The sequence below is a fragment of the Kitasatospora sp. NPDC048407 genome, assembly GCF_043200475.1.
In the GTDB taxonomy this organism is placed as follows: domain Bacteria; phylum Actinomycetota; class Actinomycetes; order Streptomycetales; family Streptomycetaceae; genus Kitasatospora.
In genome coordinates, this window is record NZ_JBICXW010000034.1 from 31,188 (window position 1) to 50,619 (window position 19,432).

Here is a 19,432-nt window from a genome sequence, read left to right on the forward strand (position 1 = left end):
CGGCAGGCTGGAGGGATGACAACGGTGCGCAAGGACCCCGGCGGGTTCGCGGCGGCGCTGGCGGCGGGGCCGGTGGTGCTGGACGGTGGGCTGTCCGCCCAACTGGCCGCGCAGGGCTGCGATTTGTCCGGCGCGCTGTGGTCGGCGCGATTGCTGCTGGACGATCCCGGCCAACTGGTGGCCGCGCACCGGGCGTTCTTCGAGGCGGGGGCGCAGGTCGCCACCACCGCGAGCTACCAGGCGAGCCGGGCGGGTTTCGCGGCGCGTGGCGTGGGCGCGGCCAAGGCGGACCGACTGCTGGCGTTGAGCGTGGAGTTGGCGCGGCTGGCGGCCGAGGAGGAGTCCTCGCGGCTGGGTGACGGACGGGCACGCTGGGTGGCGGCGTCGGTGGGTCCGTACGGGGCGGTACTGGCGGACGGCTCCGAGTACCGGGGTCATTACGGGCTCTCCGCCGCCGAGTTGACCGCCTTCCACCGTCCACGACTGGAGGTGCTGGCGGCGGCCGGTCCGGACGTGCTGGCGGTGGAGACGGTGCCGGATCTGTTGGAGGCGTCCGTTCTCGCCGAGTGTGTACGGGGGTTGGGCGTGCCGGTGTGGTTCTCGTTCGGCGCGGCGGACGGCCTGACCCGGGGCGGCGAGCCGCTGGCGGAGGCGTTCGCGTTGGTGGCGGACGTGCCGGAGGTGGTGGCGGTGGGCGTCAACTGCTGTGCGCCGCAGGAGGTTTCGTCGGCCGTACGGTTGGCGGTGCAGGTGACGGGCCGGCCGGCGGTGGCGTACCCGAACAGCGGCGAGGGCTGGAACGCGACGGCCCACGACTGGGCGGGCGCAGCGGCGTTCGACCCGGGCGAGGTACCGGACTGGGTGGCGGCCGGGGCCCAACTGGTGGGCGGCTGCTGCCGGGTGGGGCCGGATCGGATCGCGGCGGTGGCGGCGGCACTGGGCGGGTGACCGCCGGCCGACTCCGGGCCGACGGCGACAGCGACGGCGACGGCGACGGCCCGTAGCCTGAGGCCGTGATGACAACCTCGTCGATTCTCGGGCAGTTCGATCTCTGTGCGGACCGGGCGGAGTTCCCTGACCAGGACAACGGCTACTACTACCCGGTCGATGCACGGATCCACCTGTTCGGCGACGACACCCGCTGGGCCGTGGTCGCCGAGCTGCTGGGTTACACCCCGCGCGGCGGCAACCTCATCGACGTCGTGCACTGCTTCGGCAACTGCCTGACGCGCGGTGAGCCCGGGTTCGGCGACTTCCTGGACCGGGTGGACAACATGGCGGAGATCGACCCCCACGGCGAAGAGGTTTACGCGGGTGGAGTCCCGGTCGTGGTCCGCGGCACCGCGCTGGCGGTCGACGCCCCGGCGGGCACCCCGCTGCAGGACGTGTTCCGCCTGCTGGCCCCGGCCAACAGGGACCTCCTGATGGCCGACGGGACGGAGCTGCGCGCCCGCATCCCCGCCGACCTGCCCGAGCTGCTGCGCCTCGACGAGTGGCACCAGCCGGAGGACCTCGGGGCCGTCATGCCGAGCGGGCACGAGACCTTCCGGATGATCGCCGAGGTACTGGATTCCGGCGACCCGGCCCGGTACCGGCCGACGCTCCCCGCGAACACCCACTGGTCCCACTGGCCGGACGCCGGAACGCTGTGACGCCTGCCCGGACAGCCCGGGAGCGTCTCGTGACAGGTGGGCGCGGGCCGGACCGGATCGCGGCGGTGGCGGACGCCGTGCGCAACCGCGGGCGGCAGTGGGGTCCCCGTAGCGGGCAGCGCCCGGTCGCGGTGTGGCTCAGCTCACGTGGAACCCGTGTGCCCGTGGTCGGCGGAGAAAGGTATGGATCCAGGATTTCGGGCCCGGATACGGGCGGGTGACGAGGGCGCCTTCGGGGTGCTGTTTCGTGAGCACGGCAGGGCTGTGTACAACCACTGCTTTCGGCTGACCGGTGACTGGTCGGGGGCGGAGGACTGCGCCTCGCTGGTGTTCCTGGAGGCGTGGCGGCTGCGGGAGAAGGCGGAGCCGACCGGCGGGAGTCTGCTGCCGTGGTTGCTGGGAATCGCGACGTTCGTGGTGCACCGCCGTCGCAGGGTGGCGCGGCGGCACCGTGCGCTGATGGAGCGGATGCCCGAGCCGGAGCTGTTGCCCGACTTCGCGGACGAGTTGGTCGGGCGGCTGGAGGACCAGGAGCGCATCGCCTCGGTGCGGGAGGTTCTCGAACGTCTCTCCCGCTCCGACCGGGAGGTGCTGGCGCTGTGCGTGTGGGCGGGGCTGGACTATGCGGCGGCCGCGCACGCGCTCGGGGTGCCGGTGGGCACGGTCCGTTCCCGGCTGTCCCGGGCCCGCCGCCGCTTGGACCGGCTCGCACAAAAAAATCTCGGCCTGCGGGTGGAACCGGCGGCCACAGGACGGCAGGTAACAGTTGACCGCACCGAAGCGGTCGGGCCGAAGAAGGGGAACGCGTGATGACCGGGTACCAGGACGACGACCTGCGGACGCTGCGTCGGATGCTGCCGGTGCCTGCCGAACGCGACTTTCCCGCCGGCCGTGGGCACCAACGTGAGGAACATCTGATGAGCAGCTTGCTGACCACGTCCCGTCACGACGACGAGCGGCGGAACGCGAACACGAAGCGTCGGCGTCTCGGCGTGCGGATCGCGCTGCCGGCCGGTCTGGTGGCCGCTGCGGCCGGTGTCGTCGTGGCCGCGCTGCCGGCCCAGACCGCGGCCGCGTACACCCTGCAGACCGCCGACAACGGCACCGTGAAGCTCACCGTCGTCAACCCGGCGGGGAAGATCGACCTCGCCAAGGTGCAGCGCGAACTCGATCGGCTCGGCGTCCGCGCCCGCGTCTACGCCGGCGATCCCAACTGCCAGGCCCCGGCGCCTCTGCCGTCCACTTCGGCCAGCACCGCGCCGTCGAGCTCGCCGTCCGCCTCCGCGGACGCCCCGGCCCCCTCCGCGGACGCCCCGGTCCCCAACGCGAGCCCCGCGTCCGAGCCCAGTAACCAGAGCTGGACCCTCGGCCGGGAGAACGGCAAGCTCGTCCTGATCCTCAACCCCGCTCGGATCCCGGCGGACAAGCAGGTGCAGATCGTATTCCCGCTGGCGAAGACCGACCCGGCCCACGGCACCAGCGTCATCATGGGTGGCCTGACCGACATCCCGGGCCCGGACTGCGCGCCCGCCCTGCCGGGCGACGCCATCGCGGACAACAACCCGCAGTAACCGTGACACGGTCGGGGGAGGCAGCGGCTGTCCGCTGCCTCCCCCGCTGTGCTGCCGCGCGCCGGACCGGCCCGGGGAGGGAGGATGTCCGTGGACGGAGAGGGGTCGCGGTGCGGGCGGTCGGTGTGGTGAACGGTCTCGGGGCGCGCTGGGGGCGGGAATTGGCGTTCGGCTCCGGGCAGGTGTGGACGGCGGTGGGGGTGTGGCCGCTACTGGCGATGCTGGTGGCCGGGGCGGGCGAACCGATGCGCGAGGAGCTGGCTGAGGCTATGGGGGTGCCGGCCGAGCAGGCTCCGGCGGCGGCGCGGGAGTTGCTGGCGGGAGTGCGGCGGGTGCCGGGGTGTGCGGCGGCGCTCGGGCTGTGGACGGCGGAGCACGTCGAGGTGGAGCCCGACTGGGTGAAGCAGCTGGGTGCGTCGCTGTGGGGACGGTTGACGGGTGATCCGGCGAAGGACCGAAAGGTGCTGGACCAGTGGGCGGCGAAGCAGACCGGCGGCCTGCTGAAGCGGATGCCGGTGGACCCGACCGAGGCCGAACTGGTGCTGGCGTCGGCGGTGACGGTGCGGACCAGCTGGGTGGTGCCGTTCAAGCCGGGCTGGTTTCCGGTGACCGAAGGCCCTTGGGCGGGGCGGGAGTTCGAGAAGCTGGAGCGGAGCGGGCCCGAGCTGTTCGAGCGGATCTCGGTGTCGGAGACCTCGGCGGGCCGGGTGACGGAGGTCCGGGTGGCCGGGGACGGCGAGGTGGACGTTCACCTGGTGCTGGGCGGGAGCGGCGCCACGCCGGGTGCGGTGGTGGCGGCCGGGTTCGAGCTGGTGTCGGGCGAGTCGCGGCGGCTGCCGCTGGCCGACCGCCCGGACGGGGAGCCCTGGCCGGGGCTGGAGTTGACCACGGTGGAGGCCGCGTCGCCGGGCGACGTCGGCGCCCTGCAGACCGTCGGCTTCCTCGTCCGCTCCGAGCACGACCTGCTGCGGAGCGCGGACCTGTTCGGCCTGCGGACGGCCGCGCAGGACGGCGACTGGTTCCGGGGCATCAGCCGGAGCACCCCGCTGAAGGTGTCGCAGGCCCGGCAGGTCGCGATGGCGGAATTCTCGGCAGAGGGTTTCGAGGCGGGCGCGGTGACGGCGATGACGATGGTCAGGTCCGCCGCGATGACCCCGCTCCGCCGGTTCCGGGTCCGCCACGCGACGGCCCGCTTCGACCGGCCGTTCGCGTTCCTGGCGGTGCACCGCGCCTCGGGCCTGGTGCTGATGGCGGGCTGGGTGACGGAGCCGGCGCCACTGTCCTGAGGACGCGAGCCCGCTCCCGCAGGGGGACGGCACGGGGCCCGGCACCGCGCGTTGCACGGCACTGGCAGCGAGCCACAGACGGGACTCCGCACTCGGAGCCGCGGCGGAGCTCGCGAAAGACCTCGACGCTGCCGCACCACAGACGCCGGGGCTGGCGCGAACGGCACGCCGCGCGGCGCAGCCGGCACCGTAGTCCTGAGGACGGCGCACCTGCTCCCGCAAGGGGAACAGCACGCGGCCCGACGCAGCCCGGCCCTGCACGGCGCGCCGCACGGCACTGGCCATGGGCCACAGACGGGACCCCATACCCGAGGCCGCGGCGGAGCTCGCGAAAGACCTCGACGCTGCCGCACCACAGACGCCGAAGCCGACGCGAACGGCAGGCTGCGCGGCGCAGCCGGCACCGTAGTCCTGAGGACGGCGCGCCTGCTCCCGCAAGGGGAACGGCACGGGGCCCGACGCAGGCCGGCCACGCGCCGGACGTGGCGAAGCCCGGGCCCGCACGGATTCGGCGCTGTCCGGGCCGGGCGCCGGAGGTGCGGGTTTCGGTGCCGGGCGTCCGGGGGTGGTCGTTGGGGTAGTACGGTCGGACGACGGTAGGTGGGGTCGGCATGGCCGACCGGTGGTCTGTGGAGGTGGGCCGGTGTCCGGTGCGATCCAGTCGCTGTCGCGGGCGGCCGCGATCCTGCGCCTGTTGGCGGGTGGGGAGCGGCGGCTCGGCCTGTCGGAGGTGGCGACGGGGCTGGGGCTGGCGAAGGGTACGGCGCACGGCATTCTGCGGACGTTGCAGCAGGAGGGGTTCGTCGAGCAGGACCCGGACAGCGGCAAGTACCAGTTGGGGGCGGAGCTGTTGCGGCTCGGCCAGAGCTACCTGGACGTGCACGAGTTGCGGGCCCGGGCCCTGGTGTGGGCGGACGATCTGGCGCGGGCGGCGGGCGAGACGGTGTACCTGGGGGTGTTGCACCAGCGGGGGGTGCTGGTGGTGCATCACGTGTTCCGGCCGGACGATTCGCGGCAGGTGCTGGAGGTCGGTTCGATGCAGCCGCTGCACGCGACGGCGCTGGGCAAGGTGCTGCTGGCGTACGACCCGGTGGCGCGCGGCGAGTTGGGCGACGGTCCGTGGGAGGCGTTCACGCCGCGGACGGTGACCGAGCCGGCGGCGCTGGACGCGCAGTGCGCGCTGGTGCGGGAGCGGGGCTGGGCGGACGCGGTGGAGGAGACCTGGGAGGGCGTGGCGTCGGTGGCGGCGCTGATCCAGGACCGTCGGCGCAACCCGGTGGGCGCGGTGTGCGTGAGCGGTGCGGTGGAGACGGTGTGCGAGGACGGGGTGGTGCGGCCGTCGCTGGTGGCGTCGGTGCGGACGGCGGCACGGGCGATCTCCCGCGATCTCGGGGCGCACCGCTTCTGAGTGGGCGCACCGCTTCTGAGTGGGCGCACCGCTTCTGAGTGGGCGCACCGCTTCTGAGTGGGCGCACCGGTTCTGAGGGTGTCCGGTGGGCAGTGGGTGATCGTTCGGCGGCGGCGCGTGGTCGTCGGGGCGTCGCGGGTCACAACGCCTTGACGTCGGGCGTCCGGCTGCTGTTGGCTTCCAAACGTCGGTCGACATTGTCGAACGACGGCTGGAGGGTCCGGGGCGTTCCGCGCCGCCCGCGTGGTTTGCCGGACCCGCGCGCACGGGGACTGACGAAGAGTCACCCCGAGCCCGTTGACGTCCCCGAGCCGAGCCGAGGAACCGCATGACTGCCAGCTACATCGCCGCGATCGACCAGGGCACCACGTCCAGCCGGTGCATCCTGTTCGGGGCGGACGGCCGGATCGTCGCCGTCGAGCAGCAGGAGCACGCGCAGCTGTTCCCGCAGCCGGGCTGGGTGGAGCACGACGCGGCGGAGATCTGGACGCGGGTGCAGGCGGTGGTGCGGGGTGCGCTGGAGAAGGCGGGGCTGACCCGGGAGGACATCCGGGCGGTCGGCATCACCAACCAGCGTGAGACTACGGTGCTTTGGGACCGGCACACCGGTGAGCCGGTGTACAACGCGATCGTCTGGCAGGACACCCGTACCGAGGCGCTCTGCCGGGAGCTGGGCCGCAATGTCGGGCAGGACCGTTTCCGCCGGGAGACGGGTCTGCCGCTGGCGAGCTACTTCGCGGGGCCGAAGATCCGCTGGCTGCTGGACAACGTCGAGGGGCTGCGTGAGCGCGCCGAGGCGGGGAACATCCTGTTCGGCACCATGGACACCTGGGTGATCTGGAACCTGACCGGCGGCGCGAACGGCGGCCGGCACGTCACGGACGTCACCAACGCGTCCCGGACGCTGCTGATGAACCTGCACACGCTGGAGTGGGACGAGCGGATCGCCGAGTCGATCGGCGTGCCGATGGCGATGCTGCCGCAGATCCGTTCCTCCGCCGAGGTGTACGGCGAGGCGGTCGGGGTGCTGGCGGGTGTGCCGGTGGCGGCGGCGCTGGGCGACCAGCAGGCCGCGCTGTTCGGCCAGACCTGCTTCGACGTGGGCGAGGCGAAGTCGACGTACGGCACCGGAACGTTCCTGCTGCTGAACACCGGTGAGCGGATCGTCAACTCCTACCACGGGCTGCTCACCACGGTCGGCTACCGGATCGGCGACCAGCCGCCGGTGTACGCGTTGGAGGGGTCGATCGCGGTCACCGGCTCGCTGGTGCAGTGGCTGCGCGACCAGCTCGGCATCATCTCCACGGCGGCGGAGATCGAGACCCTGGCGGGCACCGTCGAGGACAACGGCGGCGCGTACTTCGTGCCCGCGTTCTCCGGCCTGTTCGCCCCGTACTGGCGTTCCGACGCGCGCGGTGTGATCACCGGCCTGACCAGGTACGTCACCAAGGGCCACCTGGCCCGGGCGGTGCTGGAGGCGACGGCCTGGCAGACCCGCGAGGTGGTGGACGCCATGCAGAAGGACTCCGGCGTCACGCTGACCGCGCTGAAGGTCGACGGCGGCATGACCTCCAACAACCTGCTGATGCAGAACATCGCGGACGTGCTGGACGTCCCGGTGGAGCGCCCGTACGTCGCCGAGACCACCGCTCTCGGCGCGGCCTACGCGGCCGGCCTCGCGGTCGGCTTCTGGGACGGGCTGGACACGCTGCGCGCCAACTGGCACCGGGCCGCCGAGTGGACGCCCCGGATGGACGACGCGACCCGCGAGAGCGAGCACCGCAACTGGCTGAAAGCGGTGGAGCGCACCATGGGCTGGATCGAGCAGGACGACGAGCAGCCGCAGCTCTGACACCTCCGTCAGAGCCCGCATCACCGATCGGAAGGAGACGCGGACCGGCCGCGAACCGGGCCCGCCGCACACACCATGGCAAGCATCCCGACCCTGGGCGCCGAGCGCGCCGCCGGCCGCGTCGCCTCCCGCGCCGCCACCCGCGACCTGCTCGGCCGGGCCCGCTACGACCTGCTGGTCATCGGCGGCGGCATCCTCGGCACCGCCACCGCCTGGACGGCCGCCCAGGCCGGGCTGAAGGTGGCGATGGTGGACGCCGGGGACTTCGCGAACGCCACCTCCTCCGCGTCCTCGAAGCTGGTCCACGGCGGCCTGCGCTACCTGCAGACCGGCGCGGTCAAACTGGTCGCGGAGAACCACAAGGAGCGCCGGGCGCTGGCCACCGACGTGGCCCCGCACCTGGTCAACCCGCTGACCTTCTTCGTCCCGGTCTACGAGGGCGGCCCGCACTCGGCGCCCAAGCTGGGCGCGGGCGTGTTCCTGTACTCGGCGCTGTCGGCGTTCCGCGACGGCCTGGGCCGGGTGGTCTCCCCCGCCCAGGCGGCCCGCGCGGTGCCGGGGCTGCGCACCGAGGGCCTGCGGCGGGTCGCGGTGTACGGCGACCACCAGATGAACGATGCCCGGATGGCCGTGATGACGGTGCGGGCGGCGGTGGACGCGGGCGCGGTGGTGCTCAACCACGCCGAGGTGACGGGGCTGCGCTTCACCCGCGGCCGGGTCAGCGGCGCGGAGGTCCGCGACCGCCTCGACGGCACCGAGTTCGGCATCGACGCGCGCCTGGTGCTGAACGCCACCGGCCCGTGGGTGGACCACCTGCGGCGGATGGAGTTCCCGGGCGCCGAGCCGTCGATCCGGCTGTCGAAGGGCGCGCACGTGGTGCTGCGCCGGCAGGCGCCGTGGCGGGCCGCGCTGACCATTCCGATCGACCAGTACCGGGTGTCCTTCGCCATCCCGTGGGAGGACCACGTCCTGCTGGGCACCACCGACGAGGAGTACACCGGCGACCCGCTGGACGTGCGGGCCACCGACGCCGACATCGACCAGATCCTGTCCGAGGCGGGCCACGCGGTGCGCGACGAGCACCTGCGGCGCGAGGACATCACCTACGCGTTCGCGGGCCTGCGGGTGCTGCCGGGCGGTCCGGGGGCGACGGCGGCGGCCAAGCGGGAGACGGTGGTCACCGAGGGCCGCGCCGGGATGCTGTCGGTGGCGGGCGGCAAGTGGACCACCTACCGGCACATCGGCCGGGTGGTGCTGGAGAAGCTGAAGAACGCGCGCGGCGTCGGCCTGGCCGAGGACATCTCGCCCATCCCGTCGACCGTGCCGCTGCCCGGCATCGGCGCCCCGCAGGCCGTCGCGCACCGCCTGCTGATGGACCGCGAGCCGGGCTCCCGGATGGACCCGCTGGTGGCCCGCCACCTGGCCACCCACTACGGCACGCTGTCGTTCGAGATCGCCCGCATGATCGCCGAACGCCCCGAGCTGGGCGAGCGGGTGCACCCGGACGGGCCGGACGTGTGGGCGCAGGTGGTGTACGCGGCCGAGCAGGAGTGGGCGTACACGGTGGACGACGTGCTGCGGCGGCGCACCACGCTGACGGTGCGCGGGCTGGACACCGAGGAGGTCCGCAAGCGGACCGCGGAGCTGCTGGCCCGATAGGAACGCGACGACGCCCTCCGGGAGAGAGAAGCGGGATCCGGAGGGCGTCGCGGTATGTGGGGTGCCGATCGCTAGATGATCAGGCTCAGCGGCAGGATCAGGGCGATCGCGACCACCGAGATCACCGTCTCCATCACCGACCAGGACTTCAGCGTCTGGCCGACGCTCATCCCGAAGTACTCCTTCACCAGCCAGAAGCCGGCGTCGTTGACGTGCGACAGGAACAGCGACCCGGCGCCGATGGCGAGCACCATGAGCGCGGCGTGAGTGGTCGACATGTCGGCGGCCAGCGGGCCGACGATGCCGGCGGCGGTGATGGTGGCGACCGTGGCGGAGCCGGTGGCGAGGCGGATCAGCACGGCGATCAGCCAGCCGAGCAGCAGCGCGGAGATGTGCCACTTGCCGGACCACTCGCTGACGGCCTGGCCGACGCCGACGTCGATCAGGGTCTGCTTGAAGCCACCGCCGGCGCCGACGATGAACACGATGCCGGCGATCGGGCCGAGCGAGTTGCCGACCGTCGCGGAGATCCTCGTCTTGTCGAACCCGGCGGCCTTGCCGAGGGTGACCATGGCCAGCAGGGTGGCGGCGAGCAGCGCGATCAGCGGGGAGCCGATGAAGTCGAAGAACCGCTGAACGGTGTTCTTCGGGTCGTCGATCACCACGTCGGCGAGGGCCTTGCCGAGCATCAGCCCGACCGGCAGCAGGATGGTCGCGAGGACGGCGCCGAACCGCGGGGTCTTCTCGTTCTTGACGGTCTCGGCGGGCGTGGTGTCCGCGGGTATCTCCAGCGGGCCGACCCAGCGCTGGGCGAACCGGGAGAACAGCGGGCCGGCCACGATCAGGGTGGGGACGGCGATCAGCAGGCCGAGCGCCAGGGTGACGCCGAGGTCGGCCTTCAGGGCGTCGACGGCGACCAGCGGGCCCGGGTGCGGCGGGACCAGGCCGTGCAGCACGGACAGGCCGGCCAGCGCGGGGATGCCGATCCGCATCAGCGGGACGTTGCCGCGGCGGGCGACCAGCAGCACGATCGGGATCAGCAGGACGACGCCGACCTCGAAGAACAGCGGCAGGCCGAGCACGGCGGCGATCAGCGCCATCGCCCAGGGCAGCATCTTCGGGCCGGTCCGGGCCAGCACCGTGTCCGCGATGATGTTGGCGCCGCCGGAGTCCGCGAGCAGCTTGCCGAGCATCGCGCCGAGGCCGATCAGCAGGCCGACCGAGGCGACGGTGGAGCCGAAACCGGTGGAGAAGCTGCTGAGCAGCTTGTCGAACGGCGCGCCGGCGACGGCCGCGAGCAGGCCCGAGCCGAGGGTCAGCGCCAGGAACGGGTGCAGCTTGAACTTGGTGATCAGCAGCACGATCGTGCCGATGCTGAGCAGCACCGCGAGCAGCAGCTGTCCGTTGCTGTCCGTGTGGGGGAGCGCCGGCGCGGCGGCGGCCAGCAGGGTGGGGGTCACGCGAGTCTCCATTGACGAGCCGGCACCGCCCGGGGGTCCGGTGGGCGGTGGCGGGGTGTGACGGGGTGGGGCGGGGGTTTCCGAGCCGGGGTCAGGCCGGCAGGGCGGCGACGGCGCGTTCGACGAGGGTGTCGGGGTCGGCGTCGACATCCAGCACGGTGCCGCGCTCGTCCGCCTGGAGCGGTTCGAGGGTGGCGTACTGGGAGTCCAGCAGCGAGGTCGGCATGAAGTGGCCCGTGCGGTGGGCCAGTCGGTCGCCGACCAGTGCGTGGCTGCCGGTCAGGTGCAGGAACTGCGCCTCGGGGCAGGCGGCCCGCAGGGTGTCGCGGTAGGCGCGCTTGAGGGCGGAGCAGGTGACGACGCCACCGGTACCGGCCGCGGCCCGTTCGCCGAGCCACGTGCCGAGGGCGCGCAGCCAGGGTTGCCGGTCCTGGTCGTCCAGCGGGATCCCGGCGCTCATCTTGGCGATGTTGGCGGCGGGGTGGAAGTCGTCGGCCTCGGCGTACGGGAGGCCGAGGCGGTGGGCGAGCAGTCGGGCGACGGTGGTCTTCCCGACTCCGGAGACGCCCATCACCACGATGACGGGCGGCTGCTGGTTCTCGACGCTGAGAGCCATGGGTGGTGCTCCTGTCCTTGCCTGGTCACGGGCAAGGTAAGCCCAAAGGTATGACTTATTCAAGCCACCGAAACCCAATCGTCATACGTATATGCATCGCCGCAGGTGGGAGGCCCTCCACCAATCCCCCTCCCCCGATCTCCCGTGACCTCGCCGATAGGCTGGCCGAATGGAGATCCAGGGCCTGCCCGGCCGCCTGCTTGCCCACCTCGGTCCGGCGATCGCCTCCGGCGAGCTGCCCGCGGGCACCGTGCTGCGCACCGAGGAGTTGGAGGAGCAGCACGGGGTGTCCCGCACGGTGGTCCGGGAGGCGGTGCGCGTCCTGGAGTCGATGCGACTGGTCGAACCGCGCCGCCGGGTCGGGATCACGGTGCGGCCGCAGAGCGACTGGGACGTGTTCGACCCGCTGGTGATCCGCTGGCGCCTCGCCGGCGCGGGCCGCTCCGCGCAGCTGCGCTCGCTCGGCTCACTGCGGGTCGCGGTCGAACCTGCCGCGGCGGCCCTCGCCGCCCGGAACGCCAGCGACGACGACCGGCGGGAACTCAGCGCGCTGGCCGTCGAACTGACCGTCACCGCCCGGGCCGCGGACCTCGAATCCTTCCTCGCGCACGACATCGCCTTCCACGCGGCGGTGCTGCGGGCCTCCGGCAACGAGATGTTCGCGCACCTGAAGGACACCGTCGGCGCCGTCCTCACCGGCCGCACCGAACACCGGCTGATGCCGCACCGCCCCCGCGAGTACGCGGTGCAACTCCACCGGGACGTCGCCGAGGCGATCTGCGCCGGCGAACCGGAACTGGCCGAACGGGCCATGCGCACCATCGTGGTCGGCGCGGTGGAAGAGCTGGACGCCACCCTGCCCGACTGACCCTCTTGCGGACCTGAATACGATTCCCGACAGGGGGGGTTGACGGTCCGCCGGCACGACACGCCCGGTTTGAGTGGAATTCCACCGGGTGGCCGCATACCTTCACCCTTATTGGGGCAGTCTGGGAAGCACCGGACGGGTGCGCATCCGACAGGGGGTGGCGATGGCGCGTCGTCGGCGCAGTCGGCTGCCGGACGAAGTGCGGGCAGCCGCGGTCCGAGCGGGCCTGGCGTTCGCGTTCACGGTGGTGACGGTGATCGTCGCCGTCCTGGCGTCCTGGTCGCACACCACGCTGATCGTGCCCGCGCTGGCGACGATGGCGATGGGCGTCTTCATCCTGGCGTGGTGCCTGATAGACATCGTGGTCTCCCGCCAGGTTGCGGCGAGCCGCAGGCGCGCTCCGCACTCGGCGAGTCCGATGACAGGAGCGAGAGCGCAAGCCGGAACGCAGGCGGGCGCACAACCAGGGGCGCGGGGAACGGCGCGGCCAGCCGTGCACCCTCAGCCAGATCGCCGCGCAGGATGGTGAGTTGCACTATCGCGCGACCTTGCTGACGGGTGCCTCCCGCCGCGCGCAGTTCCCCGCGCCCCTGACTTCTCAACCGCGCGCGCCTACGGCGTAGCCGTACTGCACCGGCCAGTTGCGCTCCGCGCCCAGTGTCTTCGCCGCGTGCAGCGGCCAGTACGGGTCGCGGAGCAGCTCGCGGCCGAGCATGACGACGTCCGCGCGGCCTTCCGTCAGGACGGCTTCCGCCTGGGCCGGCTCCGAGATCATTCCGACCGTGCTGACCGCCACGCCGGCCTGCTCGCGGATCTGGGAAGCGAACGGGACCTGGTAGCCGGGCCCGACGGTGATCTTCGCGTCCGGGACGAGGCCGCCGGAGGAGACGTCGATCAGGTCGATGCCGATGGCCTGGAGTTCCTTGGCGAGCAGGACGCTCTCCTCGACCGTCCAGCTGGGCTGCTCGGGGACCCAGTCCGTGGCGGAGACGCGGAACAGGACGGGGAGGTCCGCGGGCCAGACGGCCCGCACCGCGGTGGCGATTTCGCGGGCGAGGCGGCTGCGGCCGGCGAAGTCGCCGCCGTAGCCGTCGGTGCGGTGGTTGGTGAGCGGGGAGAGGAACTGGTGGATCAGGTAGCCGTGGGCGCCGTGCACCTCGACCACCTGGAAGCCGGCGGCCAGGGCGCGGCGGGCGGCGGACGCGAAGTCCTCGACCAGTTCGGCGATCTGAGTTTCCGTCAGTTCAGCGGGCGCCGGGTAGCCGTCGCTGAACGGGATCGGCGAGGCGCCGACGACGGGGAAGCCGCCGTCCTCCGCGGCGAGCGGCCCGCCACCCGAACTCGCCTTCGCCGTCGAGGCCTTGCGTCCGGCGTGGGCGAGCTGAATGGCGGGCACGGAGCCGTGCGAGCGGATCAGCGCGGCGATCCGCGCCAGCGCGTCCTGCTGCTGGTCGTTCCACAGGCCGAGGTCCCAGGGGGAGATCCGGGCGTCGGGGCGGACGCCGGTGGCCTCGACCATGACCAGGCCGGCGCCGCCGGCGGCGCGGGCGCCGAGGTGGGCGAGGTGGAAGTCGGTGGCGACGCCGGTCTCGGGGCCTTCGGCGGCGGCCGAGTACATGCACATCGGGCTGAGCCAGATCCGGTTGGGGATGGTCAGCGTACGGAGGGTGATCGGCTCGAACAGGGCGCTCACGACGGCCCGTCCTTCCTGTGGTCCCGACAGCGACGGTCTCTTCGCTTCGTACGATAGCTGCCGTACTACGAGATCTGTCAAACTACGAGGACTCTCGTACTATGGCGGGGTGACCATCGACCAGGACTGTGCCGGCGACCCGGAGTGCCAGAAGCTGCTGCCCGAGCCGGCCGTCGCCGAGCTGCGGCTGGAGGCCGTGCTGCACGCACTCTCCGATCCGACGCGGTTGCGGATCGTCGCCGAACTGGCGGAAGCGGGGGGCGACGAGCTGAATTGCCTCGCATTCGAGCTTCCAGTCACCAAGTCGACATTGACACATCACTTTCGGGTCCTCCGCGATGCGGGACTGATTCGTCAGCATCGGCGCGGCACTTCTAAGATGAACACACTGCGCTCGGCCGATCTCAGCCAGCGCTTTCCCGGTCTGCTGGACGCGGTGCTGGCCGCCGCCGAGCCGTGCCTCCACACCCCGAAGCCGGCTGCCCGCTGACCTTTCGACCGAACCGCAGGCCACGAGCCTGACGATCCGTCAATTCTCCCGGCGAGTCCCCGCCATGGACTTCGGCGACCCTTCGCCAAACGCATTCGCAACCACTCGAACAACGCCGTACGTCAACCGCCGCAGCAACCCCTCCTGGCACAGCCGAGGGGTAATTTCTGGCGCGGTCATGCCTTGTCACGCAGGCTTCACCGAAGTTGCCCCAGCGTTCATCGAGCGTGGTCATTTGGTCTATACCAATCAGGTAATCTGACCGTCGACAGGTGTCAATGACCGGCCGTGGGGGGCCTTATGACTGTCAATCACCTTCCGTCGCCACCCTCCGATCAGGAGCTCTACTGGTACTTCGGACCTCAGCGCCGCTGGGTCCCGCTGCTCTCCGCGCTCGCCTTCGTGTTCAGCGCGGCCACGATGTTCAGCTTTTCGCTCCGCAATCCCGTGCTCTGGCCGTTCCTGGCCGTGCTCGGCATCAACGTGGTGGCTCTCGCCCTGACCTGCGTCAACGGGCTCCGCCGCCGCCGCTTCACCCGGGCCGGCCACGAACTGCTGGTCGCCGCCTGGCAGCCCGCCGACCCGCCGTCCGTCGACCTGTACCTGCCGACCTGCGGCGAACCGCTCGACATCCTCGCCAACGCCTACCGCGCGGTGGCCCGGATGGACCACCCCGGCACGCTCGACGTGTGGGTGCTGGACGACGGCGACCGGCCCGAAGTCGCCTCCCTGGCAGCCGAGTTCGGGTACCACTACGTGGTGCGGCCGAACCGCGGCGAGTTCAAGAAGGCCGGCAACCTCAACCACGCGCTCACCCTGAGCAAGGGCGAGTACATCGCCATCCTGGACGCCGACTTCGCGCCGCGTGCCGACCTGCTGCAGCACCTGCTGCCGTACTTCGGCGACCCGAAGGTCGGCATCGTGCAGAGCCCGCAGTGCTTCGACACCGACGCCTCGATGGGCTGGGTGCAGCGCGCCGCCGGCGCCGCCCAGGAGTGGTTCTTCCGCTGGGTGCAGCCCAGCCGGGACGCCTCCGACGCGGCCATCTGCTGCGGCTCCAACGCCGTCTACCGGCGCTCCGCGATCGACGCCGCCGGCGGCTTCGCCCGGCTCGACCACAGCGAGGACATGTACACCGGACTCGCCCTGCACCAGCAGGGATTCAGCACCCGGTACGTGCCGGTGCTGGTCGCCAAGGGCACCTCGCCCGAGTCCACCACCAGCTTCGTCAACCAGCAGTACCGCTGGGCGATGGGCAACCTTCACCTGATCGGCGACCGGCCCGCCCGCAAGGCCATGACCTGGCGGATGCGGCGCTGCTTCGACGAGGGCATCGTCGGCTACCTGGCCGCCGCCGTGAACGTGCTCACCGCACCGCTGCCGCCGCTGGTCATGCTGTTCGCCTTCCCCGGCGAGGTCCGCGCCTGGTACGTGCTGCCGATGCTCTCCCTGCTGTGGCTGTGGCACGTGCTGCTGCCCCGGGTCAGCCGCACCCGCTGGCGCACCGAGGTGCTGCGCGCCAACGTGCTGATGAGCTTCGCCGCCGCCACCGCCTACTGGCACACCCTGCGCGGCCGCAGCGCCGCCTGGGTGCCCACCGGCGTCGCCAAGCCCGGCGCCTCCGGCGGCATGGCCCGCAAGGTGCTGCTGGTCTCGCTGCTGTGGACGGCCGGCACGCTGGTCGCCACCGCCGTCGGCGTCACCGTCGCCACCGCCATGTACGGCTGGCACTACACCTGGGGCCTGGCCCTGTACCTCGCCGTGCAGCTGCACGCCGGCGTCCCGCTGGTCCGCGACCTGTATGCCGAGCTGCGGCCGCACCCCACCCAGAACACCGAATCCGGGGCCCGCCCGGCGATGCGGCCCAGGCGCTGGCCCGAGGCCCTCGCCGTCACGAGCACGCTCGCCCTGATCGCCCTGCTCGCCTCCGGCTGGGTAGCGCCGATGCTGCCCTGGCTGGGCTGAAAGGTCCACCTCCCGTGTCCACCAGCACCGCCCCGCTCACCGTCGTTCTCGGGCAACCACCCGTCGAGCGACCGAAGTTCAGACCGGACATCGAAGGACTGCGGGCCGTCGCCGTGCTCGCCGTGCTCGCCTTCCACGCGGCCGTCCCCGGCCTGGCCGGCGGCTTCGTCGGCGTCGACGTGTTCTTCGTCATCTCCGGCTACCTCATCACCGGACTGCTGCGCGGCGAGAGCGCCGCCACCGGCAAGGTCCGGCTCGCCGAGTTCTACTCCCGGCGCGCCCGCCGCCTGCTGCCCTCCGCCGCCGTGGTGCTCGCCGTGGTCGCCGTCCTCGGCGCCCTGCTCACCGCGCCGCTGCGCCGCGCCGACCTGGAGCGCGACGTCCTTGCCTCCGCGCTGTCCGTCGCCAACTGGCGCTTCATCGCCGAACAGACCGACTACCTGGCGGCCGGCCGCGACCCGAGCGCGCTGCTGCACTTCTGGTCGCTCGCCGTCGAGGAACAGTTCTACCTGCTGTGGGCCCCGCTGATGGCGCTCGCCGCCCGCTGGGTCTGGAAGCGGCGCACGCTGCTCGGCCTGACCGTGCTGATCGGCGCCGGCTCGTTCTGGCTCTCCCTGCACTGGAGCGCCGGCGCGTACCTCTCCACGCCCACCCGGGCCTGGCAGTTCGCGGCCGGCGCGGTCATCGCGCTGCTGCCGATCCGCCGAATACCGTGCCTGGTACGGGAGTTGCTGGGCCTCGGCGGCATGGCCGCGGTGCTCGCCGCCGTCCTGCTCTTCGACGCCCGCACCCCCTACCCCGGCTACGCCGCGCTGGTGCCGACCGTCGGCACCGCCGCGATCATCCTGGCCGGCACCGGGCCGCACCTGGTGGGACGGCTGCTGTCGCTCGGCGCGCCGCGCGCGATCGGCCGGCTCTCCTACAACCTGTACCTGTGGCACTGGCCGGTGCTGGTGCTCGCCGAAGCCCAGTGGGGCAGCCTGCACTGGGGCGTCAAGGTCGCGCTGACGGCGGCCGCCGCGCTGCCCGCGCTCGCCGCCCTGCACTGGCTGGAGCAGCCGCTGCGCCGCAGCCTGGTGCTCGGCGAAATCCCGCGCCGCGGACTGTCGTTGGGCCTCACCGCGGTGGTGCTGCCGGTGGTGCTGGCGCTGGTCGTCGGCACCGGCACCATCCGGATGCTCGGCCCCGCCACTCCCCCGGACCCGTCCGGCCTGCCGCCGGGCGCCCGCGACGGCCGCACCCTGCTCGCCGCCGCCCCGCCCGCACACGCCCCGACCGTGCCCAACCCCCTCCAGGCCCGGGGGGACTTCCCGCCGGACGGCGCCTGCGAGGTCAACCCCGCCGACACCACCAGCCCGCCCTGCCGCTTCGGCACCGGCGACGACCGGATCGTGCTGCTCGGCGACTCGCACGCCGGCCAGTGGTTCTCCGCGCTGCTCGGCATCGCCGCCCAGCACCACCTGTCCGTCGAGGAACTCGTCAAGCAGGGCTGCCCGCTGCCCGAACTCACCGTCACCAACCCCCAGTTGGGACGCACCTACCACGAGTGCGACACCTGGCGGGCGAACACGCTGCGCCGGCTGGGGGACGGGCCCAAGCCCAAACTGATCGTCGTCTCCACGCTGAACCGCTACACCGCCGACCGCGACGCGCTGCTGCACGGCTGGGAGCAGACCCTCACCCCGCTGCGGGAGCTGGGCGTCCCGATCGTCTACCTGCAGGACACGCCGAACCCCGGCCGGGACGTCCCGGCCTGCGTCTCCGGGCACCCCGACACCACCTCCGCCTGCGACTTCCCGCGCAGCGAGGGCCTGTGGGCCGACCCGCTGGCCGAGGAGATCGCCGCGGGCCGCGTCCCCGGCGTCCGCACCATCGGCGTCAACCAGGTGCTGTGCCCCGGCGAGGGCCGGATGTGCCCGGCCGTCCTGGAGCACGTCCTGCTGTACCGCGACGACTCGCACCTGACCAACGCGGCGGCCGTCGTCCTCACCGCGCGGCTCGACCAACTCCTCATCGAGGCAGACGTGTTCGGCAACGGCTGGACCACCCTGCTGCACGACGAGTTCGACGGCCCCGCCGGCGCGAAGCCCGACCCCGCGAACTGGCAGTACGACCTGGGCACCTGCTACCCCGGCTGCCCCGCCGCCCAGTGGGGCACCGGCGAGGTCGAGACCATGACCGACTCCACCGCCAACGTCCGGCTGGACGGCCAGGGTTCACTGGAGATCGTCCCCACCCGGGACGCGAGCGGCCACTGGGCCTCGGGCCGCATCGAGTCCAAGCGCGCGGACTTCACCGCACCTACGGGCGGAGTGCTGCGCGTGGAAGCCAAGTTGGCCCTGCCGGACGTCAAGGGGCCTGCCGCGTCCGGCTACTGGCCCGCGTTCTGGGCGCTCGGCGGGAAACTCCGTGACGGGTACACCGGTTGGCCCGGCGTCGGCGAGCTCGACGTCCTCGAATCGGTCGGCGGACGCGGCGTCTTCGGCACCATGCACTGCGGCACCACGCCGGGCGGCCCCTGCAAGGAGCCTGCCGGCCTGGGCTCCGGCGAACAGTCCTGCGCGGACTGCTGGGGCACGTTCCACACCTGGACGGTCGAGGTGGACCGCACCGCCCCGGTCGAGAAGGTCCGCTGGCTGCGCGACGGCCAGGAGTACTTCAAGGTCACCTCCGACCAGGTCGACCCCGCCGCCTGGGACCAGGCCGTGCACCACGGAATCTTCCTGATCCTGAACGTCGCCATCGGCGGCAACCTGCCTACCGCCTACGGCAGTTCACCGACGGCGGCGACCGAGCCGGGGCACCCGATGAAGGTCGCGTCGGTCACCGTGTCGACCCACCTGTAAGGGCCACCAGGGGCGCGGGGAACTGCGCGAATCGGAAGGAGCCCGTCAGCAGGATCGCGGCACAGG

16 protein-coding genes are annotated in these 19,432 nt (G+C 72.4%); 12 read left to right on the forward strand and 4 right to left on the reverse strand.

Features of this window, described 5'->3' with window-relative positions; genetic code table 11:
- The first annotated feature begins 15 nt into the window (after window positions 1-15).
- The 8 genes from mmuM (at window position 16) to ACGFWJ_RS34525 (ending at window position 9,428) form a co-directional block, all read left to right on the forward strand.
- Window positions 16-948, forward strand: a complete 933-nt coding sequence (mmuM, locus tag ACGFWJ_RS34490; RefSeq protein WP_392956583.1) for a homocysteine S-methyltransferase — start codon at window positions 16-18, stop codon at window positions 946-948.
- Window positions 949-1,016: 68 nt separating this feature from the next.
- A complete protein-coding gene (locus ACGFWJ_RS34495) occupies window positions 1,017-1,652 on the forward strand; it encodes a DUF7003 family protein (RefSeq protein WP_392956612.1) in 636 nt (211 codons plus the stop codon).
- A 183-nt stretch (window positions 1,653-1,835) separates the two neighbouring features.
- Window positions 1,836-2,462: an RNA polymerase sigma factor gene (locus ACGFWJ_RS34500; protein WP_392956585.1), complete on the forward strand. Its 627-nt coding sequence runs from the start codon at window positions 1,836-1,838 to the stop codon at window positions 2,460-2,462.
- A gap of 107 nt (window positions 2,463-2,569) precedes the next feature.
- Entirely contained in the window at window positions 2,570-3,223 is a 654-nt protein-coding gene (locus ACGFWJ_RS34505; protein ID WP_392956587.1) for a hypothetical protein, read from the forward strand.
- Window positions 3,224-3,333: 110 nt separating this feature from the next.
- Complete coding sequence (locus ACGFWJ_RS34510; RefSeq protein WP_392956589.1) at window positions 3,334-4,509, forward strand: serpin family protein; 1,176 nt, start codon at window positions 3,334-3,336, stop codon at window positions 4,507-4,509.
- 643 nt (window positions 4,510-5,152) lie between these two features.
- Window positions 5,153-5,917 (forward strand): IclR family transcriptional regulator, encoded by a 765-nt coding sequence (locus ACGFWJ_RS34515; protein ID WP_387648324.1) that lies wholly within the window; start codon window positions 5,153-5,155, stop codon window positions 5,915-5,917.
- A 328-nt stretch (window positions 5,918-6,245) separates the two neighbouring features.
- Complete coding sequence (glpK, locus tag ACGFWJ_RS34520) at window positions 6,246-7,769, forward strand: glycerol kinase GlpK (protein ID WP_392956592.1); 1,524 nt, start codon at window positions 6,246-6,248, stop codon at window positions 7,767-7,769.
- 75 nt (window positions 7,770-7,844) lie between these two features.
- Window positions 7,845-9,428: a glycerol-3-phosphate dehydrogenase/oxidase gene (locus ACGFWJ_RS34525; RefSeq protein WP_387648329.1), complete on the forward strand. Its 1,584-nt coding sequence runs from the start codon at window positions 7,845-7,847 to the stop codon at window positions 9,426-9,428.
- A gap of 71 nt (window positions 9,429-9,499) precedes the next feature.
- Here ACGFWJ_RS34525 and ACGFWJ_RS34530 read toward each other — a convergent pair whose 3' ends face one another.
- Complete coding sequence (locus ACGFWJ_RS34530) at window positions 9,500-10,900, reverse strand: gluconate:H+ symporter (protein WP_392956594.1); 1,401 nt, start codon at window positions 10,898-10,900, stop codon at window positions 9,500-9,502.
- 79 nt (window positions 10,901-10,979) lie between these two features.
- Window positions 10,980-11,504, reverse strand: coding sequence for a gluconokinase (locus ACGFWJ_RS34535; protein ID WP_392956596.1), 525 nt, complete (start codon window positions 11,502-11,504; stop codon window positions 10,980-10,982).
- Window positions 11,505-11,673: 169 nt separating this feature from the next.
- Between ACGFWJ_RS34535 and ACGFWJ_RS34540 the strand changes: the two genes are divergently transcribed.
- On the forward strand, window positions 11,674-12,372 hold the full coding sequence (locus tag ACGFWJ_RS34540) for a FadR/GntR family transcriptional regulator (RefSeq protein ID WP_387648337.1): 699 nt from the start codon (window positions 11,674-11,676) through the stop codon (window positions 12,370-12,372).
- Window positions 12,373-12,480: 108 nt separating this feature from the next.
- Here the strand turns inward: ACGFWJ_RS34540 and ACGFWJ_RS34545 are convergent, their stop codons facing one another.
- Together ACGFWJ_RS34545 and ACGFWJ_RS34550 are read right to left on the reverse strand one after the other, a co-directional pair.
- Window positions 12,481-12,732 carry a hypothetical protein gene (locus tag ACGFWJ_RS34545; RefSeq protein WP_387648340.1) on the reverse strand — a complete coding sequence of 84 codons (252 nt, stop codon included), beginning with the start codon at window positions 12,730-12,732 and terminating at the stop codon, window positions 12,481-12,483.
- A 238-nt stretch (window positions 12,733-12,970) separates the two neighbouring features.
- Entirely contained in the window at window positions 12,971-14,065 is a 1,095-nt protein-coding gene (locus tag ACGFWJ_RS34550; protein ID WP_392956599.1) for an NADH:flavin oxidoreductase/NADH oxidase, read from the reverse strand.
- 109 nt (window positions 14,066-14,174) lie between these two features.
- Between ACGFWJ_RS34550 and ACGFWJ_RS34555 the strand changes: the two genes are divergently transcribed.
- The 3 genes from ACGFWJ_RS34555 (at window position 14,175) to ACGFWJ_RS34565 (ending at window position 19,366) form a co-directional block, all read left to right on the forward strand.
- On the forward strand, window positions 14,175-14,555 hold the full coding sequence (locus ACGFWJ_RS34555; protein ID WP_392956601.1) for an ArsR/SmtB family transcription factor: 381 nt from the start codon (window positions 14,175-14,177) through the stop codon (window positions 14,553-14,555).
- Between the two features lie 300 nt (window positions 14,556-14,855).
- Window positions 14,856-16,520 carry a glycosyltransferase family 2 protein gene (locus ACGFWJ_RS34560; protein ID WP_387868477.1) on the forward strand — a complete coding sequence of 555 codons (1,665 nt, stop codon included), beginning with the start codon at window positions 14,856-14,858 and terminating at the stop codon, window positions 16,518-16,520.
- A 14-nt stretch (window positions 16,521-16,534) separates the two neighbouring features.
- On the forward strand, window positions 16,535-19,366 hold the full coding sequence (locus ACGFWJ_RS34565) for an SGNH hydrolase domain-containing protein (RefSeq protein ID WP_392956603.1): 2,832 nt from the start codon (window positions 16,535-16,537) through the stop codon (window positions 19,364-19,366).
- Window positions 19,367-19,432: the final 66 nt, after the last annotated feature.